General features: G+C 38.8%; 20 protein-coding genes. 11 read left to right on the top strand and 9 right to left on the bottom strand.

All coding sequences use genetic code 11. From position 1 onward, the window contains the following. Position 1: 1 nt before the first annotated feature. From cyoB to rplI, 7 genes are all read left to right on the top strand, one after another. On the top strand, positions 2-1984 hold the full coding sequence (gene cyoB, locus DS737_RS10010) for a cytochrome o ubiquinol oxidase subunit I (protein ID WP_004638544.1): 1983 nt from the start codon (positions 2-4) through the stop codon (positions 1982-1984). A 4-nt stretch (positions 1985-1988) separates the two neighbouring features. After that, positions 1989-2609 carry a cytochrome o ubiquinol oxidase subunit III gene (gene cyoC, locus DS737_RS10015; RefSeq protein ID WP_004638543.1) on the top strand — a complete coding sequence of 207 codons (621 nt, stop codon included), beginning with the start codon at positions 1989-1991 and terminating at the stop codon, positions 2607-2609. Continuing rightward, positions 2609-2938 (top strand): cytochrome o ubiquinol oxidase subunit IV, encoded by a 330-nt coding sequence (locus DS737_RS10020; protein ID WP_004638542.1) that lies wholly within the window; start codon positions 2609-2611, stop codon positions 2936-2938. The genes cyoC and DS737_RS10020 overlap by 1 nt, the downstream gene beginning before the upstream one ends. A 10-nt stretch (positions 2939-2948) precedes the next feature. Beyond that, positions 2949-3827 carry a heme o synthase gene (gene cyoE, locus DS737_RS10025; RefSeq protein WP_075315778.1) on the top strand — a complete coding sequence of 293 codons (879 nt, stop codon included), beginning with the start codon at positions 2949-2951 and terminating at the stop codon, positions 3825-3827. 189 nt (positions 3828-4016) lie between these two features. After that, a complete protein-coding gene (gene rpsF, locus DS737_RS10030) occupies positions 4017-4400 on the top strand; it encodes a 30S ribosomal protein S6 (RefSeq protein WP_004638540.1) in 384 nt (127 codons plus the stop codon). 11 nt (positions 4401-4411) lie between these two features. Further along, complete coding sequence (gene rpsR / locus DS737_RS10035) at positions 4412-4639, top strand: 30S ribosomal protein S18 (protein ID WP_000090661.1); 228 nt, start codon at positions 4412-4414, stop codon at positions 4637-4639. A gap of 12 nt (positions 4640-4651) precedes the next feature. Then, complete coding sequence (gene rplI, locus DS737_RS10040; RefSeq protein ID WP_004638539.1) at positions 4652-5098, top strand: 50S ribosomal protein L9; 447 nt, start codon at positions 4652-4654, stop codon at positions 5096-5098. Positions 5099-5183: 85 nt separating this feature from the next. On the opposite strand, the gene DS737_RS10045 is transcribed toward rplI, so the two are convergent. Continuing rightward, on the bottom strand, positions 5184-5738 hold the full coding sequence (locus tag DS737_RS10045; protein WP_113997435.1) for an NAD(P)H-dependent oxidoreductase: 555 nt from the start codon (positions 5736-5738) through the stop codon (positions 5184-5186). A gap of 134 nt (positions 5739-5872) precedes the next feature. Between DS737_RS10045 and DS737_RS10050 the strand changes: the two genes are divergently transcribed. The 3 genes from DS737_RS10050 (at position 5873) to alr (ending at position 8908) form a co-directional block, all read left to right on the top strand. Beyond that, positions 5873-6208 carry a winged helix-turn-helix transcriptional regulator gene (locus DS737_RS10050; RefSeq protein WP_004682497.1) on the top strand — a complete coding sequence of 112 codons (336 nt, stop codon included), beginning with the start codon at positions 5873-5875 and terminating at the stop codon, positions 6206-6208. 119 nt (positions 6209-6327) lie between these two features. Next, a complete protein-coding gene (dnaB, locus tag DS737_RS10055; RefSeq protein WP_004638536.1) occupies positions 6328-7773 on the top strand; it encodes a replicative DNA helicase in 1446 nt (481 codons plus the stop codon). A 64-nt stretch (positions 7774-7837) separates the two neighbouring features. Further along, the gene (alr, locus tag DS737_RS10060) at positions 7838-8908 is read left to right on the top strand and encodes an alanine racemase (protein WP_113997436.1); all 1071 of its coding nucleotides are present in this window, start codon (positions 7838-7840) and stop codon (positions 8906-8908) included. 37 nt (positions 8909-8945) lie between these two features. Here the strand turns inward: alr and DS737_RS10065 are convergent, their stop codons facing one another. The 5 genes from DS737_RS10065 to DS737_RS10085 form a co-directional block, all read right to left on the bottom strand. Next, a complete protein-coding gene (locus DS737_RS10065; RefSeq protein ID WP_075315780.1) occupies positions 8946-9371 on the bottom strand; it encodes a BLUF domain-containing protein in 426 nt (141 codons plus the stop codon). Positions 9372-9417: 46 nt separating this feature from the next. After that, a complete protein-coding gene (locus tag DS737_RS10070) occupies positions 9418-10152 on the bottom strand; it encodes a proteasome-type protease (protein ID WP_004638533.1) in 735 nt (244 codons plus the stop codon). 16 nt (positions 10153-10168) lie between these two features. After that, positions 10169-10948 (bottom strand): transglutaminase family protein, encoded by a 780-nt coding sequence (locus tag DS737_RS10075; RefSeq protein ID WP_113997437.1) that lies wholly within the window; start codon positions 10946-10948, stop codon positions 10169-10171. Further along, positions 10945-11547, bottom strand: coding sequence for an alpha-E domain-containing protein (locus DS737_RS10080; RefSeq protein WP_113997438.1), 603 nt, complete (start codon positions 11545-11547; stop codon positions 10945-10947). Before DS737_RS10080 ends, DS737_RS10075 begins: the two co-directional genes overlap by 4 nt. 72 nt (positions 11548-11619) lie before the next feature. After that, positions 11620-13170, bottom strand: coding sequence for a circularly permuted type 2 ATP-grasp protein (locus DS737_RS10085; protein ID WP_113997439.1), 1551 nt, complete (start codon positions 13168-13170; stop codon positions 11620-11622). A gap of 210 nt (positions 13171-13380) precedes the next feature. Between DS737_RS10085 and DS737_RS16230 the strand changes: the two genes are divergently transcribed. Beyond that, positions 13381-14385 (top strand): helix-turn-helix transcriptional regulator, encoded by a 1005-nt coding sequence (locus DS737_RS16230; protein ID WP_113997440.1) that lies wholly within the window; start codon positions 13381-13383, stop codon positions 14383-14385. A gap of 372 nt (positions 14386-14757) precedes the next feature. On the opposite strand, the gene DS737_RS10095 is transcribed toward DS737_RS16230, so the two are convergent. The 3 genes from DS737_RS10095 to DS737_RS10105 all read right to left on the bottom strand — a co-directional run bounded on the left by DS737_RS10095 (position 14758) and on the right by DS737_RS10105 (position 18106). Beyond that, positions 14758-16077, bottom strand: a complete 1320-nt coding sequence (locus tag DS737_RS10095) for an adenylosuccinate synthase (RefSeq protein ID WP_005082071.1) — start codon at positions 16075-16077, stop codon at positions 14758-14760. A 60-nt stretch (positions 16078-16137) separates the two neighbouring features. Then, entirely contained in the window at positions 16138-17304 is a 1167-nt protein-coding gene (locus tag DS737_RS10100; protein ID WP_017396205.1) for an ATP phosphoribosyltransferase regulatory subunit, read from the bottom strand. A 487-nt stretch (positions 17305-17791) separates the two neighbouring features. Continuing rightward, positions 17792-18106, bottom strand: a complete 315-nt coding sequence (locus tag DS737_RS10105; protein ID WP_113997441.1) for a hypothetical protein — start codon at positions 18104-18106, stop codon at positions 17792-17794. Between the last annotated feature and the right edge of the window lie 17 nt (positions 18107-18123).

Genomic DNA, 18123 nt, shown 5'->3' on the forward strand with positions numbered 1-18123 from the left:
CATGTTTGGAAAGTTAGGACTTGATGCAATTCCGCACGATCCAATCGTGTTGGTTACTGTTGCAATGATGATTCTAGGTGGTATCGCTCTTGTTGGTGGTATTACTTATTTCAAAAAATGGGGCTACCTGTGGAACGAATGGTTCACATCAGTAGACCATAAAAAAATCGGTATCATGTATATCATCGTTTCTGTCATCATGCTTTTGCGTGGTTTCGCAGATGCGATCATGATGCGTTTGCAACTTTTCCTTGCGAAAGGTGGCGGCGAAGGCTATTTACACCCTGAACACTACGACCAGATTTTCACCGCACACGGTGTAATCATGATCTTCTTCGTGGCAATGGGTCTAGTCGTAGGTATGATGAACATCTCAGTACCATTGCAAATTGGTGCGCGTGACGTTGCATTCCCATTATTGAACTCTCTTAGCTTCTGGTTATTTGCTGGTGCTGCGGGTCTCATGATGGTTTCTCTCGCACTAGGTGAGTTCGCTGCAACAGGTTGGATGGCATATCCTCCTCTGTCAGGAATCGAATATTCTCCTGGTGTTGGTGTAGATTACTATATTTGGGCACTACAGGTTTCTGGTCTAGGTACGCTTTTAACGGGTGTTAACTTCTTCGTTACCATCATCAAAATGCGTGCGCCTGGCATGAAACTTATGGACATGCCAATCTTCACTTGGACTTCACTTTGTACGGCTGTCTTGATCATTGCATCGTTCCCTGTTTTAACAGGTACACTTGCGATGTTAACGTTAGACCGTTATTTCGGTTTCCATTTCTTCACAAATGAGCTTGGCGGTAGTCCAATGCTTTATGTGAACTTGATTTGGACATGGGGCCACCCTGAAGTATATATCTTGGTATTACCAGCATTTGGTCTATACTCAGAAATCGTTTCAACCTTCTCTCGCAAGACGTTGTTCGGTTACAAATCAATGGTGTATGCAACAATCGCAATTACTGTACTTGCATTCGTTGTATGGCTTCACCACTTCTTTACCATGGGTGCTGGTGCGAACGTAAATGCGTTCTTCGGTATCATGACCATGGTTATTGCGATTCCGACTGGTGTAAAAATCTTCTCTTGGTTGTTCACCATGTACAAAGGTCGCATTACCTATACGACTCCAATGTTATGGACGCTTGGCTTCCTTGTAACATTCGGTATCGGTGGTTTGACTGGTGTACTTATGGCTGTTCCACCTGCGGACTTCCTAGTACATAACTCACTCTTCTTGATTGCTCACTTCCATAACGTAATTATCGGTGGTGTGGTGTTTGGTATGTTTGCCGGCATCATTTTCTACTGGCCGAAAATGTTTGGTTGGAAGCTCAATGAAGCATGGGGTAAAGCTGCGTTCTGGTTCTGGTTCATTGGTTTCTATTTTGCATTCATGCCACTTTATATCCTTGGTTTCATGGGTATGACTCGTCGTTTGAATACATATGACAACCCTGAATGGGATCCGTACTTAGCGATCGCGTTATTTGGTGCAGTTCTTATTGCAATCGGTATTGCATGTTTCTTAATGCAAATCATCGTTGGCTTCTTACAACGTAAGGACAATATGGACTACACAGGTGACCCATGGGATGGCCGTACGCTTGAATGGGCAACTTCTTCTCCTGCTCCGTTCTATAACTTTGCGCATGTTCCTGCTGCTGATGGTATTGATCGCTTCTGGACTGACAAAGAAAATGGTGTTGCCTACGCTCGCAATACAAAGTATGAAGATATCCACATGCCGACAAATCGTGCTGCTGGTTTCGTCATTGCGATGTTCATTACCATTCTTGGTTTCGCGCTCATCTGGCACATTTGGTGGCTTGTAGCGGTTTCATTCGTTGCTGCGATCATCAGCTTCATCGTAAGCTCATTCACTAAGAATGTTGACTACTATGTTCCAGCTGCTGAAGTTGAACGTATTGAAAATGAACGCTATGCGTTACTTGAAAAACACTTGAAGAAGGACTAAGGATATGGCTGAAGTACTTCATCACGATAACCACGGACACGACGGTCATCACGAACATGATGATACAGACTTAACGGTCTTTGGTTTCTGGACATATTTGATGAGTGACTTGATCCTTTTCGGATCACTCTTCATCGCATTTGCTGTATTAAGCAGTCATATTCCACCGGGTACACCTAGTGCTTACGACTTATTCCATGATTCTTTGGGATTCGTTTTAGCTGAAACCTTTGCACTCCTAATTTCCTCTGTGACATTTGGTTTTGCAGTACTTGCATCATACAAAAAGAATGTTAACCAAGTTCTTTTATGGTTAATCGTTACTTTTATTTTTGGTGCAACGTTCATTGGGATGGAAATCTATGAGTTCCATCACCTTGTTCATGAAGGTTATGGACCAACGAAGAGTGCGTTCTTATCTGCGTTCTTTACTTTGGTTGGTACGCACGGTATCCACGTAACTTCTGGTCTAGTGTGGATGGCTGTTTTGATGTATCAAATCAAACAGAACGGTTTGACACTACCGAATACACGTCGTCTTGCTTGCTTAAGCTTGTTCTGGCACTTCCTTGACATCGTTTGGATCTGTGTATTCAGCGTCGTTTACTTACTGGGAGTTCTCTAATGAGTAGTCATGACCATAATGCTGCAGGTGCATCGCACGGTAATGTAAAACAATACACAGTAGGCTTTATTCTTTCTGTCATTCTTACCATCATCCCTTTCGGGATGGTGATGGCAGGTGGTTTTAGTCGTGGCATTTTAGTTACTGTCATTGCAATTACTGCAGTTGCTCAGGTACTTGTACAGCTTGTGTACTTCCTACACATGAATACATCATCTGATCAACGTTGGAATCTTATTGCATTTATCTACACGATTTTATGTATTGCCGTACTTTTAGTTGGCTCTGTGTGGATTATGAATTACCTACACTACAACATGATGATCTAAACTGATTGTCATGTGGAAAAAGTACTTATTCCTGACTAAGCCAGGAATTCTCTTCGGTAATTTTATTACCACCTTGGGCGGCTTCTTTTTAGCCGCCCAAGGCTCCATAGACTACCTCTTATTATTACTTACACTTATTGGAACAACGCTCGTCGTTGCATCAGGATGTGTTGTAAATAACGTAATTGACCAAGACATCGATCAAAAAATGCAACGCACTATGAATCGTGCGCTTGTCAAGAAAACCATTTCCCCTACTGTCGCAATGTGTTATGCCCTTGTGTTAGGTGTAATGGGGTTCAGCATCCTTTGGTTCTTTATCAACGCGTATGCTTTTTTATTTGCTGTAATTGGTTTTGTGGTTTATGTCGGTTTTTATAGTTTGTGGACAAAACGCACCACAATCCATCAAACCGTTATTGGTAGTATTTCTGGAGCGAGTCCACCTGTCATAGGTTATACGGCTGTGAGTCATCAATTTGATATGGCGGCTTTATTGCTCTTTGTTGCATACGCTTTATGGCAAATGCCACATTCATGGGCAATTGCCATCTATCGTTTTGATGATTACAAAAATGCAGGAGTTCCAATCTTACCAGTCGCTCGTTCAATCATACGAACCAAAATTGAATCACTGATCTATGTGGTTTTATTTACATTGGCGATGAACGCATTATTTATTTATGGATACACCGATATTTTGTTTTTGGTGATTTGTAATGTACTTTGTGTTTACTGGCTTTATATTGGTATCTTAGGATTTAAAGCAGAAAATGATCAGCTTTGGGCAAAGCGCTTTTTCTTATTCTCTGTGATTTTAATTACAGTAATTAGTTTAAGTTTTAGCTTTACCTTTAAAACCCCTGCACCACTCTTTCCAATTTTTTAAAAAAGATAGAGAGCCTCTCTATCTTTTTTCCTCTATTGCAAACATTTGCATTTCTTCGAAGTTTTCCTTGTTATTTGATTGAAAACCACCTAAAATTCACGCTTCGCAATTTGCGACATAACTTTTTAGTTATGACTCCTTGCTTCTAATTTATACATTAGGGGCTGTTTAAACCGTAAGGAGCTGACAATGCGTCACTACGAAATCGTACTTTTGGTACATCCAGACCAAAGCGATCAAGTTGTAGGTATGGTTGAACGCTATATCTCTCAGATCAAAGAAGCTGAAGGTCAAATTCACCGTTTAGAAGATTGGGGCCGCCGCCAATTGGCTTACCCGATTAACAAGATTCACAAAGCACACTACATTCTTATGAATGTTGAATGTGGTCAAACGACTCTTGATGAATTAGAAGAATTGTTCCGTTATAACGATGCAATTATTCGTAACATCATCATCCGTCGTGAACACGCAATTACTGAAGAATCTTTACTTGCTAAGAGTGCTGAAGAAAAACGTGCGCGTAAAGCTCAACGTGAAGAAGCACAACAAGCAGTACAAGAAGCTGAATAAGGAGAACATCAATGGCACGTTTTTACCGTCGTCGCAAGTTCTGCCGCTTTACAGCTGAGAATGTTGCGTACATCGACTACAAAGATATCGACACTTTAAAACAGTACATCACTGAAAACGGCAAGATTGTTCCTAGCCGTATTACAGGTACTAAAGCTCGTTATCAACGTCAATTAGCGTTAGCTATTAAACAAGCTCGCTATTTGTCTTTGATTCCGTACACTGACAACCATAAGTAAGTGAGGTGAGCTGTGGACGTTATCTTATTACAACGCATTAAGAACCTTGGTAAATTAGGCGACAAAGTATCAGTTAAAGCTGGTTACGGTCGTAACTTCTTGATCCCTCAAGGTAAAGCTGTAGCTGCAACTGAAGCAAACACTGCTGCTTTTGAAGCTCGTCGTGCTGAACTTGAAAAACAAGAAGCTGATATTTTAGCTGCTGCAAATGCACGTGCTGAACAATTGAACGAAGTAAATATCGTAATCACAGCTAAAGCTGGTGATGAAGGTAAACTGTTCGGTTCTATCGGTACTCGTGATATTGCTGATGCTTTAACGAACGCTGGTCTTGTTGTTGACCGTGCAGAAGTTCGTTTACCAAATGGTGCGCTTCGTCACACTGGTGAATTCAACATCGCAATCCAATTGCATCATGATGTTGTTGCTGAAGTTCTCGTTACTATCGTATCTGAGTAATTTCTGCAAAGAAAAAGAGCATGTTTTACATGCTCTTTTTTTATGTCTGCTGATTTGTAAATTATCCTATTTATTGAACATACAACTAACCTATCTGCAATAAATATTTCACATAATCCACCGCACTCTGATTGATTTCATTCCTCATAGGTTGAGTCTCTCCTTCTTCAGGATTTGTATCCATTCCATAAAAAACATACATGGGCTGATAATCGGCTTTTACATATCGCGCAGTTAATTCAAAAGGTAAACACAACTCTTTTAGAGAAAAGTGATAGCGACCATCTGCTGTATAATCTTTTTCTTTAATGCCAGCAGAAACTGCTAGCGTTATTTTCTTATCTTTTAACTGATTTCCTGCTGAACCATAGGCCCAACCATAAGTCAGTACATCATCAAGCCACTGTTTCAATAATGGCGGACAGTTAAACCAATAAATCGGAAACTGAAGAACCAAATTTTGGTGTGATTCAACCAATGCTTGTTCTTTTGCCACATCAATATGCCCATCAGGATACTGTTGATAAAGGTGATGCACAGTAAATTGATCTGAATATTGGCTCAACTCCTCAATCCATCGTTTATTTATGACAGAGTTTTCAATATCTGGATGAGCAACAATCACGAGTGTTTTCTTCATTTCAAACCATCACAACAGACATTTAAGTCTTTAACTAACAAGTATGAAATTAATTATAAAAGCATGCTACAAATTATATAAGTACGGTCATTATGGTTATATACTAAACCAAAAGTTAGTGTCAGAAGATAATGATGGAAACCTGCGCACCACCACATATTGACTTAGGACAAACTGATTTTGGATATACGCTTTCCTTAATCAATGGAAAGTACAAAATGATTATTATGTATTGGCTTTATCAACATAAATCTATTATGCGATTCAATGAGTTAAAACGCTCAATTGGTAATATTTCATTCAAAACCTTAAGTTTAACCTTAAAAGAAATGGAAAAAGATCAACTGATTATTCGTAAGGAATATCCACAAATTCCCCCTAAAGTTGAATATAGCTTATCAGAACGAGGACTATCATTGATTCCTCTATTAGATATGATGTGCCAATGGGGGGCAGCCAATCGGCTCTGAACTCACCCACACTTTTTCACCACTTACACAATTTTCAATGAATTAAATTGTCGCGTTGACCTCCATTTGGATTAAGATAGTCACTCGGTTATGTTTCATCTTTTTTATTAGGTCTTGTTATGTCACAGGCGAATGCCAATTTTACAAAAAATTCTCCAAACACAGAGAGTAAAGTGAGTGACTCAGGTCAGCTAAAGGAGTTTCGTACCCCTCCCCACAATCTTGCGATTGAACAAGCAGTTCTTGCTGCGCTGATGACAGTTGCTGAGTCTTTTGAACAAGTGAGTGATCTACTCAAAGAAAATGATTTTTATGCGACACGTCATAAATATATTTATCGCGCCATCGAAAAACTGGCACAGGAAAACTCACCGTATGATGCCGTTTTGGTCAATGACTGGTTACTCAAACAAAACCTGTTAGATGCAATTGGTGGTGAAGAATACTTGATGCAATTGATGGCTGACTCACCTTCAAGCTTCTATAATCTTGAAACTTACGCCAATAAAATCAAAGAGTTCTCAACACTACGCACCATGATCAAAGTCAGTAGTGATATTTTGCAAAATGCGTATGACACCAAAGGTCGACCTGTCAGTGAAATTCTAGATTTAGCAGAAACTCAAATTTTCTCGTTAGCAGAACAACACAATAATAATAAGAAAGATTCGGGCCCCAAATCGATTAGCTCAGTTACCGCGGATGTCATCACTAAATTAGATGAATTATCAAAACTTGATGGAAACATTACAGGTTTAACTACAGGGTTTGTGGAACTTGATAATAAAACCTCAGGGATGCAAGCCGGTGACTTGATTATTGTTGCGGCTCGTCCATCTATGGGGAAAACCACTTTTGCCATGAATTTGGTTGAAAGTGTATTGCAATACAACAGATTACCAGCGTTAGTGTTTTCTATGGAAATGCCAGCAGACTCTATCGCCATGCGTTTGATTTCTGCGATGGGTAAAGTTCATCAGGGACATTTGCGCTCAGGTAATCTTGATGCCGATGAGTGGACCAAGGTTACAGGTACGATTTTGCAGCTTCAAGAGATGCACCTATATATTGATGATTCTTCTGCTCTACCTCCAACAGAACTTCGTGCCCGTGCACGACGAATTGCCAAAATGCATGATGGCAAAATCGGTTGTATTATGGTCGATTACTTACAATTAATGAAAGTCCCTGGTATGGGTGATAACCGTGTTGGCGAGATTTCAGAAATCTCTCGTAGCTTAAAAGCCTTAGCCAAAGAAATGAACTGTCCAGTGATTGCACTTTCACAGCTTAACCGTAGTTTGGAGAACCGACCAAACAAACGTCCTGTAATGTCTGACTTACGTGAATCCGGTGCTATCGAACAGGATGCTGACTTAATCATGTTCATTTATCGTGATGAAGTCTATAACAAAGAATCAAAAGAAGCAGGTACAGCCGAAATCATTATTGGTAAACAGCGTAATGGTCCGATCGGTAGTGTTCGCCTTGCCTTTGAAGGTCAATACACTCGTTTTAGTAATCTCTCACCTGAGTTCTACGCTCAATATGATGATGAAGAATAATTCCTATATTATTGCTTAAAATTGCTTTTTATATTATCCGAGTCGTCCCAAAGGAGAAATCAGGGTGCGCCAAGCAACAGTTTATATTGACAGTACAGCACTGCAATATAATTTAAACCGTGTTAAACAACTTGCACCAAATTCAAAAATTGTCAGTATGGTCAAAGCCAATGCCTACGGACATGGAATTAAAGACTGTTTAACAGCCTTAGCGGCAACGGATGCTTTTGGTGTCGCCTGTTTAGAAGAAGCCCTAGAAATCAGGCGGCTTGGATATTTACAGTCAATCACCCTAATTGAAGGTGTATTTTCAGCAGATGAGATGATTCATGTTATTGAACAGAAACTAGAATGTGTCGTTCATCATGCTCAACAAGTTGAATGGCTGCTTGCTCATAAAGATCAATACCAAGCTTTGGATTTAAAAGTTTGGGTAAAACTCAATAGTGGGATGAATCGTTTAGGTTTCAAAGTTTCTGAAATCATTACTGTGATCCAACGTTTAAAAGCAGAAGGTTTTAACTGCGTTTTAACAATGCATTTTGCCAATGCTGATACGGATCATCCACTAAATGAACAACAAAAAATGCAGTTTTTACAAGTGAAACAAGCATGTGAACCTATTCTTGCTTCATGTTGTAATTCTGCTGCCATTTATAGATATCCAGAATTGCATTTCGATTTTGTACGGCCAGGAATCATGCTCTACGGCGCATCACCATTTGCAGACAAGAATGTTGAAGCCCTTGATCTAAAGCCAGTTATGACCTTCAGCGCAGAAATCATTGCCCTAAATCAAATTCAGCAAGGTGAATATGTTGGTTATGGTTCAACCTATGTCGCTACACAAGATATGACGATCGCTATCGTTTCGATCGGCTATGGAGATGGCTATCCTCGTGCATATATAAAACCTAACTTTGTGGCAATTCACGATCAACTTATACCCGTCATAGGACGTGTAAGCATGGATATGATTGCGATTGATATCAGTAATTTAAATGCAGAAATCGGAACTAAAGTCGAGCTTTGGGGTAATACTCGACTGGTCGATGACGTTGCAGAGGCAAATGGAACCATTGGCTATGAACTACTCTGTAGGCTGAGCCAACGACCTCAACGCAGACTTAACTAAAAAGATAATGCTAAGTTCAAAGCTGTTTTGAACTTAGTTAACTTACTTGATCCATTTCAATTTCAGCCAACAAGGGAATAAATGCACAAATTGAATCCTTATTTAAAAGATAAGGATTAAAACTTTCCTGTCCAAGTTGTTGAAAGAAAATCGAAATAGCGCTATTTTTCCGTACAAACTTCATAGACCAATCTTGAAAAAGCCCTTGTTCTACATTCCGTGCGGGAAATGCGTGAATTTGCTCATGCCGCTTATCTTTTTTAATTTTTTCAAATAATTGCATAATGGTGGTTTGATCCCCTTCCAAGCATTGGAAAAAATAACCATCCGCGAAATAAAGCACACCGTAAATACGATTCAAATAATTAAAATGATGTGCTTCATTTAAAATATCTCTCAAATCAGACAATAGGCTCTGTGGATCTGATAAAGCTTTACTGGCATAACAAAATTGAAAAAGCATTCTTATAACTCTTATAGGTTCAACTTGATTATGCCCAAGTTTTTGATTAAACCCAATAATCTTCAGTCGGTTTCGGTAATTCTTGTAACCCGCGCCTTAACGTTTCAGACCATTGTTTACTTATTTGGGTAAAATAAGGATCTTCTTCCCCGATTCTCTTTCCTTTAGGAATAATAAAACTATCTTTATAATAAACCAAAGCGTCTAAAGGTAAGCCAACAGAAACATTGGAGCGTAAAGTTGAATCAAAAGAAATTAATGTACAACGTAAAGCATCATCCAAAGGCATATCATAATGTAAAGCACGATCAAGAATGGGCTTACCGTACTTACTTTCACCAATTTGAAAATAAGGAGTATCTGTAGTGGCCGAAATAAAGTTTCCTTGAGGATAAACATTATATAATTGCATTTCCTCCCCTTTAATTTGACCAGCCACCAAAATACTTCCAGAATAATTCATCTGTTCTTGAGTATTCGAAGTAATATCTTCCAATACAGTTTTTAATGTTTTGCCAACTAGTTCCGCCACTTCAAACATATTATTTGCACTGTACAAGTTTGGCTCGTGATTAAAATTCAGCGCGTTTTGCAAATGACTAATCACAGCTTGCGTTGTTGCCAAATTCCCTGCTGTTTGAATTGCGATAAAGCGTTCACCAACCACACCAAAAGTATGCAATTTACGAAATACAGAAATATGATCGACCCCTGCATTGGTGCGCGTATCACTAATCAACACCAAACCCTGTTCTAATCTCAATGCACAACAATAGGTCATCTTTTTCTCTTTACACTCAACACGCCAAAACCTGAACACTAGACATCATGCTTTCAACTCCTCCTTGCTCGCGCACACCACGAACAGGTGCGACATCGAGATAATCACGTCCGATTGCAACATAAATATGATTTTGTGGAGCAAATATCTGATTACTAATATCGAAACAATACCACTGATTCTCTACAAATGCTTCCGCCCATGCGTGACTGGCAAGGTGCGGTTGGTTTTGATCATACAAATAACCAGAAACATATCGTGCAGGTATCTGCAAAGCACGGCACATAGCAACAAAGACATGTGCATGATCTTGACACACTCCTTGTCCCGCATAAAATGCATCTATGGCGGACGTTGTCACTGATGTACTTTGCGGTTGATAAGGCACACGTTCTAGGATTGCTTCTGACAAATCAATCAAATGCTGACGATTTAAACGCAGAACAATAGATTTCGCAAAGTCTAGCATCGTTGAATCATAACAAGACATCATCGTGCGCTGTAAAAACAACATCGGAGAAATATGACTTTCAAAATGGCCTAACTCAGTCGCATGTAAATCAATAACTCCCTGCGCCATAATCGTTAAATAGCGATAATCATGCCTTTGTGTTGCTGTCATCCAAAGATTATTAAATGCATCTCTTTTACAGTTTGACTCTCCTGGCACACTAATATGCCAAGTTTCAACGGTTTGATGTTGAGAACTTTGAGGCATCATTTTTATCGACTGCACGCTATTACGTGCAGTCTGCGTATAACGATAATGTGTTTGATGATTCACCATAAGTTTCATGCATACACCTCAAATTGATTCTCCAACCGATAAGTAAATGCATAAAACTGGTTAATATAAGGTTCAGATTTAAAAACCTCCCAACTAGGTTGTAATTCATACCAGCCTAAATCAAACAACTGATGAATCGTTAATTCTGTTACACTCATAACCTTATGAATATTTTGATAAAACCTAAAATAAGTATCTATCTGCTCTATACATTGACCTATTCTAAAAAATAAAGAAATATCCTCTTGCTCTGCTGTTAAAAGCTCACAACATCTATTCACTATGCGTTGAATATCTAAAGCATTTGCTTCCACATTTTTGATCAAGAAATTCAGCTCAGCATAAGCCTGTGCGCTCAATAATCCTCTTAGTTCATGAATATTGTCACGAGCAATCTCTAATTGATTTAACAGCGAAAATGGCTGTTGTTTGTCTAACATAAATTGATTTAAGTTATCGGCGCTATCTATCTGCAAACAAAGAGCGTATGCAAAATCCGCAGCCTGCCGGTCATCCGCAAAGGGCAACTGATTAGTAACATATTGTATTCTATATAAATAACGACCTAACCAATATACATGTTGTGCACTAGAGCGAAGTAAAATCATCCAATTTCTCCTTAAATTCATTTCTAAAATCACAATAGTTTTATAAAAATCCCTCACGATTTAAGAATGATTTTAAGAACGCAATGTTTCTACAACCCAAGTATCTTTGATCCCTCCGCCTTGAGATGAATTGACAACTAAAGATCCAGCTTGCATCGCAACACGAGTCAAACCACCAGGAACAATCTCTGTACGATATGGTGAACTTAATATAAATGGACGCAAATCGATATGTCTTTCAGCCACACCTTGATCTGTAAGTGTTGGTGCAACTGATAATGCCAAAGTGGGTTGTGCTATATACGAATGTGGGTTTGCCATAAGCTTTTGTCTAAAGCATTCAATTTGATGTTGATCTGATTGCGGGCCTATTAACATCCCATAGCCACCAGAGCCTTGGGCCTCTTTAACAACTAACTTTTCTAAATTACTTAATACATAATCTAATTGATCAACATCTCTACATTGATAGGTTGGCACATTATTTAAAATCGGTGCTTCACCCAAATAGAATTGAATCATCTGATCCACATAAGGATAAATTGACTTGTCATCAGCCACACCAGTTCCTGGCGCATTTGCAATTACAACATTGTTTTGAAGATAAGCAGACATTAGTCCTGCAACACCCAATGTACTATCAGGTCTAAAGATTAAAGGATCTAAGAAATCATCATCTAAACGACGGTAAATCACATCCACTTGCTGACGACCACGAATCGTTTTGACAAAAACTTTATCATCATCTACAAAAAGATCACGACTCGTAACAAGGGGAACATCCATTTCTCTAGCTAAAAATGCATGCTCATAATAAGCACTATTAAATCGACCTGGTGTCAGCACTACAATCAATGGATTATCGACATACGCATTCTCCTCAAGAATCGCTCGAAGTAAAGTTGGATACTGTTCAATGCTTTGTAAATTATTACTCGTACATAAATCAGGCATTAACTTTTGACTAATCTTTCGACTTTCAAGCATATAAGAAACACCAGAAGGTGTTCTCAAATTATCTTCCAGCACATAAAAATCACCCTTTCCATCTCGTATGATATCGATACCACTAATCTGCGAATAAATTTTTCCTTTTAAATGGTGTTTTAACATATGAGGCTGAAATGCTTCATGTGTCATGACTTGATACTCTGAAATCAAACCTTCTTTTAGAATGTGTTGCCCGTGATAAATATCATCTAAAAAATGATTGAGCGCTTTTACTCGTTGCGTACAACCGGCAGCTATTTTTTCCCATTGCTTTTTTTCTATCACTCGAGGAATCAAATCAAAAGGGATCGTTCGCTCCAATCCTTCCTCCTCACCATACACATTGAAAGTAATGCCTTGATACAAGAAATGCTGCTTTGCCTCAGACTCTAAGCGGTTCAGCTCATCCAAACTACGCAGACTCAACCATTGTTCAATCTTCTTAGATGCCTCACCATTAAAGCTATGATCATCTAACATTTCATTAAAGAATTGGGATTTTAGTTGTTCAAATAGATTTACCTTTGCTTGAAGCTGCTGGATAAATGTAGACGACTGCAATGAAACCGCCGCTGTTTGATCTGCGGTGTAATATTCTGAAGTGATATTTAGGTTGTGTTCTTGTTCTGACATAGAAACCTCGTCTCATCATTTATACATAAATCAAATAAGCAATTTCAGTGCCACTAATAACTCGTTTATTTTTTAATCAGACTTAAGATATTCGAGCAAATCCCAATGCTTTTCAGTCGTAAAAGCGTAATCTAAATGTGATTGACTTGATAAATAGAGATAGATTTTTTATTGTGTCTGCTTTAGACCACTTAATTACGTATTACGCTTATGTCTTCCACACAAGAAAAAGAAACATCGAACAGCTTATATCGCCAATGGCAAATCCTATCACGCCTATCAACTGGAAAATGGATGGGTACACGTGAATTACAAGAAATATTAGAACGTGAAGGTATTGAGATCAGTCTACGCACCATTCAACGTGATTTAAATCAAATCGCGCAACGCTTTCCGATTGAAAGTAATAAAACCGTACCCCAAGGCTGGCGTTGGCGCTCAGATGCACCGATTCAAAGTTTGCCTCATATGACTAGCTCCCAAGCAGTCACTTTTATGATGGTTGAAGAACACCTAAGACATTTACTTCCACCAAGCTTGCTAGAAGAAATGACACCTTGGTTTGACCTCGCTAAACGAAATCTTTCAACTCAGAATAATGTAAGACAGTGGATTAACCGTGTTCGGATTGTACCTGCTAACCAACCTCTCATCCCTCCTGTTGTCGATAAACAAGCTCAACAAGCCATTTATGAAGGCTTATTACAAGACAAACAAATTGAATGTGTTTATCGTGCTAGAACCAATCAAGGTGAAGATAAAACCTATATCCTCAATCCGCTTGCTTTGGTTCAAAAAGGTGCTGTAATTTATTTAATTTGTACTCGAAATGACAAAACTGAAGTACAAACCTTTGCCTTGCACCGTTTTAAAGCAGCCACGGTACTTGATAATCGTGCTTTACACCCCGTTAATTTCGATATCGATGGTTATATTGACTCTGGTGCACTTGGTTTTAGAGTTGATTATAGTAAGCCAACAGAACAAATTTTGTTGAAGCTTACCATGACTGAAAATACGGCCCAAAGCTTCTATGAAAGTCAATTAAGTAAAGACCAAACAATTATCCCTATCGAAGAAAATATTGTTGAAGTATCTGCAACAGTTCCCTTCACCTCACAATTGGTATGGTGGCTCAGAAGTTTTGGCAAGAAACTGCTCAATATCGAACCTGCTGCTGTATATAATGCGGTGAAGGAAGTTGAAGAAAATTAAAGAAAAAAGAGAACCATTTGGTTCTCTTAGACTTATTAGAATTTTTTATTTAAAGATAAGGTTTTTATTTTTATACATACTGTATAGGACTTATTTTTATGCCCGCCAGATCAAAATAAGTCCCACCAACGATGAAAAGCTGATAATGAATTAACATCGGCATGCTAGCTCATATCCATTGTAGCGAATCGTTTTTTTCGTCATGATTAAACCCTCTTTGTTTGAACGTAAAACAAATATAACGAGAATTTTTCAGTCTGTGAAATAACAAAGATCGCAATAAAAATCTAATTATCAGCTAGAGATTTTAAATATATAAATCTATAAAAATAAAAAGCCCCCATATGGGAGCTTTTCAATCATCACATCAGCTTATGCTGAAAATGGATGACGTAATACAATTGTTTCTGCACGATCAGGACCAGTTGAAATAATATCAATTGGACATTCAATCAACTGCTCAAGACGTTTAACATATGCCAAAGCATTCGCAGGAAGTTGATCAACTTGAGTTAAACCTACTGTTGACTCGCTCCAACCAGGCATTGTTTCATAGATCGGCTTCAAGCTTTCAAATGAAATCGCGTCAGAAGAACCTGCACAGCCTGAATCTACATCTTCATAACCTACACAGATTTTGATTTCTTCTAAACCATCTAATACATCGAGCTTAGTTAAGCAAATACCCGATAAAGAGTTCACTTCAACTGAACGACGTAAGATTTCAGCATCAAACCAACCACAACGACGTTGACGACCAGTAGAAGCACCAAATTCATGACCTACTGTGCCTAAATGACGACCAATCGCATCACCTGTATCCGTCGAAGCATCATAATGCAATTCTGTTGGGAATGGGCCTGCGCCTACGCGTGTCGTATATGCTTTGGTAATACCGAGTACATAGTCTAAATGTAATGGTCCCATACCAGAACCAGAGCTTACGCCACCAGCAGTTGTATTTGAACTTGTTACGTAAGGATAAGTACCGTGATCGATGTCAAGTAATGAACCTTGTGCGCCTTCGAACATGATTGCCTTACCTTCTTTACGGTAATCATGTAACACTTTAGTTACATCAATCACGAGTGGTGCAAGCACTTCACGCCATTCATTACAAAGCGCAAGAACGTCTTCAAACTTCACTTCTTCAACGCCATAGAATTGAGAAAGTTGGAAGTTATGAAGCTCAAGCATTTCCTGAAGTTTTTCTTCCAGCAAAGCGCCGCCACGAATCAAATCAGCTACGCGGACCGCACGACGGGCAACTTTATCCTCATAAGCTGGACCAATACCACGACCTGTTGTACCAATTTTAGCATTACCACGTTTTTTCTCACGTGCTTGGTCAAGCGCAATATGGTTTGGCAAAATCAATGGGCAGTTTGGAGAAATACGCAAACGTTCTTTAACAGGTACGCCTTCCTCTTCCAAAATCGCCATTTCTTTGATTAATGCTTCAGGAGAAAGCACTACACCATTGCCAATTAAGCACAATACGTTTTCACGTAAAATACCTGATGGAATGAGGTGTAAGACAGTCTTCTTACCACCGACCACAAGAGTATGACCTGCGTTGTGTCCACCTTGATAGCGAACTACCGCAGCCGCTTGATCTGTGAGCAGGTCGACGATTTTACCTTTTCCTTCGTCGCCCCATTGGGTACCAAGTACCACAACATTTTTGCCCATAATAGCCTCATTACATCATGCTGTTAAAATTGGAAACTAAGTTTTCAAATAACTTAGCGATTAAATTTTTTCAATAATCCACTGTTCATTTTGAGACACCATTTGATGGGTCGCATATGGGACAGAGCTTAAATCATCATTACCTAACAATTGCACCACACGTAAACCTTGACTACGAGCAGCTACAATTGCATTCAATAAATCTTGATCATTACCTTTTGGAGCAACAACAGTCTCAATATCTACAAACTGTGTTGCACCTAAAGCATATAAATCACAACTAAATCCTGTCGCTGGACGCGCGCGTCCAAAATGTTCACCGATACCATCATATCGACCACCTTGTGCAAGTGGTGCCGCACGGTTTGGTGCATAAATGGCATACATCAGACCAGTATGATAGTGGTAGCTACGTAATTCGATGACATCAATGCCAATGTTTAAATTCGGCCAGCGTGATTGAATTTGTGCGAATGTTGATTTCAATGCATCAAAAGCATTTTTAAAATCTTCATCCTTTAGAATATCTTGGCTTAAGTGACTTTCTAACGCATCTAGATCACTTGCATAACGACCTAATGCATAAAAATCAGCGCCCATAGCTAAATCTTTAGTAAATTCTTCAAGCTCAGGTAATGCTTTACGCTGATATAAATCAGAGAGTTCACTTTCAGTATTTTTATTTAATCCAGCACGTTTTACTAAACTACGGAATAAACCAACGTGTCCCAAATCTAGATGAACACCCTCTAAACGACGCGTATGTTTAAGTAAGGCCAACATCACATCAATCATTTCAACATCGGCTTCAATGCTGTCATGACCGTACAACTCCGCACCCAACTGTAAAGGTGCACGCGTTGAATTAAAGTTTTGAGGTTTAGTATGTAATACCGTGCCCGCATAACAATAACGAGCCACACCTTCAATTGGTCGAACATGAGCATCAATACGTGCAACTTGTGGTGTCATATCCGCACGAACACCAAGCAAACGACCAGATAGTTGATCAATCACTTTGAAAGTAACTAAATCTAAATCTTGATTGGATTCTGAAAGTGAAGACAACGATTCGATGTATTCAATAAATGGCGTATACACCAACTGATAACCTCGAACGGCGAGGAAATCTAAAGCTTCTCGGCGCAATGTTTCAACGACTTGCGCTTGTTCGGGCAATACATCTGCTACCCCGTCAGGGAGCAACCATGTCTGTGAAATGGTCATGTTCCAAACCTAAAATCTGTTCAACGTGGAGGCATCCACATAAAAAGCAACCACATAAAAAAATCGGGTGAATGCCCGATTCAGCGTAGTGTAGCATGAAGATTTACATGATGCACCTGAGAATTTGCATAAAAACTGCTTATTCCACCCTATAAAAAACAAACAGTTTTTATTTAATTAATCATTAATTTCAATAAATTACCATTATTGATTAGGTTCAAAAACCCAAGTTCGCTGTCCAAAGAACTGCCCAATAGCTGTACGACCAATTGACAAAAAGACGAGCCAAAGAAAATAAATAAGACTTATATTTAAATACGTCCAATGATTATTTTGGAAAAACAGCTCATAAACTTACCTAATCAAAGATTTAGGTCCACCAAGATAGCCCGCAGCATCATACCCTTCTCGAATTTGGTTTAAGACATTTTGGTGATAACTTAATCTCTTTTATATTCAAATTATTCGATTAATAAGTAAATTAATATCAAGAATTCTTATTCCCAGTTTTAATCATCATTTCTAAAACACTAACTAACTCAGCATTCTGTTTTTCCAAAGCGGCAACATTCGCAATGGTTTTATCTAAAACCTCTTGTTGCACATGCATTTTTTTGGCCATATCTTGCATAATTTCTAAGCCTTTTTTTAAATGTAATTCCAAATGCAAAACTTTTTCTTCAACTTGTAACACCTGAGCATCATACGTTGCTTCTGACTTCGTTTTAAATTGAAACCAAAATAAAAATACAACCGCCAATAATAAAATAGCAATAAATCCCCACATCAACATAAATATCATTTAAATCTCCAAATTAT

The organism is Acinetobacter haemolyticus, assembly GCF_003323815.1.
GTDB lineage: Bacteria > Pseudomonadota > Gammaproteobacteria > Pseudomonadales > Moraxellaceae > Acinetobacter > Acinetobacter haemolyticus.

Bases quoted from the DNA above. Each gene is read 5' to 3' on its own strand.
- cyoB (WP_004638544.1), top strand. From the start codon at position 2: ATGTTTGGAAAGTTAGGACTTGATGCAATTCCGCACGATCCAATCGTG.
- cyoC (WP_004638543.1), top strand. From the start codon at position 1,989: ATGGCTGAAGTACTTCATCACGATAACCACGGACACGACGGTCATCAC.
- DS737_RS10020 (WP_004638542.1), top strand. From the start codon at position 2,609: ATGAGTAGTCATGACCATAATGCTGCAGGTGCATCGCACGGTAATGTA.
- cyoE (WP_075315778.1), top strand. From the start codon at position 2,949: ATGTGGAAAAAGTACTTATTCCTGACTAAGCCAGGAATTCTCTTCGGT.
- rpsF (WP_004638540.1), top strand. From the start codon at position 4,017: ATGCGTCACTACGAAATCGTACTTTTGGTACATCCAGACCAAAGCGAT.
- rpsR (WP_000090661.1), top strand. From the start codon at position 4,412: ATGGCACGTTTTTACCGTCGTCGCAAGTTCTGCCGCTTTACAGCTGAG.
- DS737_RS10045 (WP_113997435.1), bottom strand. From the start codon at position 5,738: ATGAAGAAAACACTCGTGATTGTTGCTCATCCAGATATTGAAAACTCT.
- DS737_RS10050 (WP_004682497.1), top strand. From the start codon at position 5,873: ATGGAAACCTGCGCACCACCACATATTGACTTAGGACAAACTGATTTT.
- dnaB (WP_004638536.1), top strand. From the start codon at position 6,328: ATGTCACAGGCGAATGCCAATTTTACAAAAAATTCTCCAAACACAGAG.
- DS737_RS10065 (WP_075315780.1), bottom strand. From the start codon at position 9,371: ATGCTTTTTCAATTTTGTTATGCCAGTAAAGCTTTATCAGATCCACAG.
- DS737_RS10070 (WP_004638533.1), bottom strand. From the start codon at position 10,152: ATGACCTATTGTTGTGCATTGAGATTAGAACAGGGTTTGGTGTTGATT.
- DS737_RS10075 (WP_113997437.1), bottom strand. From the start codon at position 10,948: ATGAAACTTATGGTGAATCATCAAACACATTATCGTTATACGCAGACT.
- DS737_RS10080 (WP_113997438.1), bottom strand. From the start codon at position 11,547: ATGATTTTACTTCGCTCTAGTGCACAACATGTATATTGGTTAGGTCGT.
- DS737_RS10085 (WP_113997439.1), bottom strand. From the start codon at position 13,170: ATGTCAGAACAAGAACACAACCTAAATATCACTTCAGAATATTACACC.
- DS737_RS16230 (WP_113997440.1), top strand. From the start codon at position 13,381: ATGTCTTCCACACAAGAAAAAGAAACATCGAACAGCTTATATCGCCAA.
- DS737_RS10095 (WP_005082071.1), bottom strand. From the start codon at position 16,077: ATGGGCAAAAATGTTGTGGTACTTGGTACCCAATGGGGCGACGAAGGA.
- DS737_RS10100 (WP_017396205.1), bottom strand. From the start codon at position 17,304: ATGACCATTTCACAGACATGGTTGCTCCCTGACGGGGTAGCAGATGTA.
- DS737_RS10105 (WP_113997441.1), bottom strand. From the start codon at position 18,106: ATGATATTTATGTTGATGTGGGGATTTATTGCTATTTTATTATTGGCG.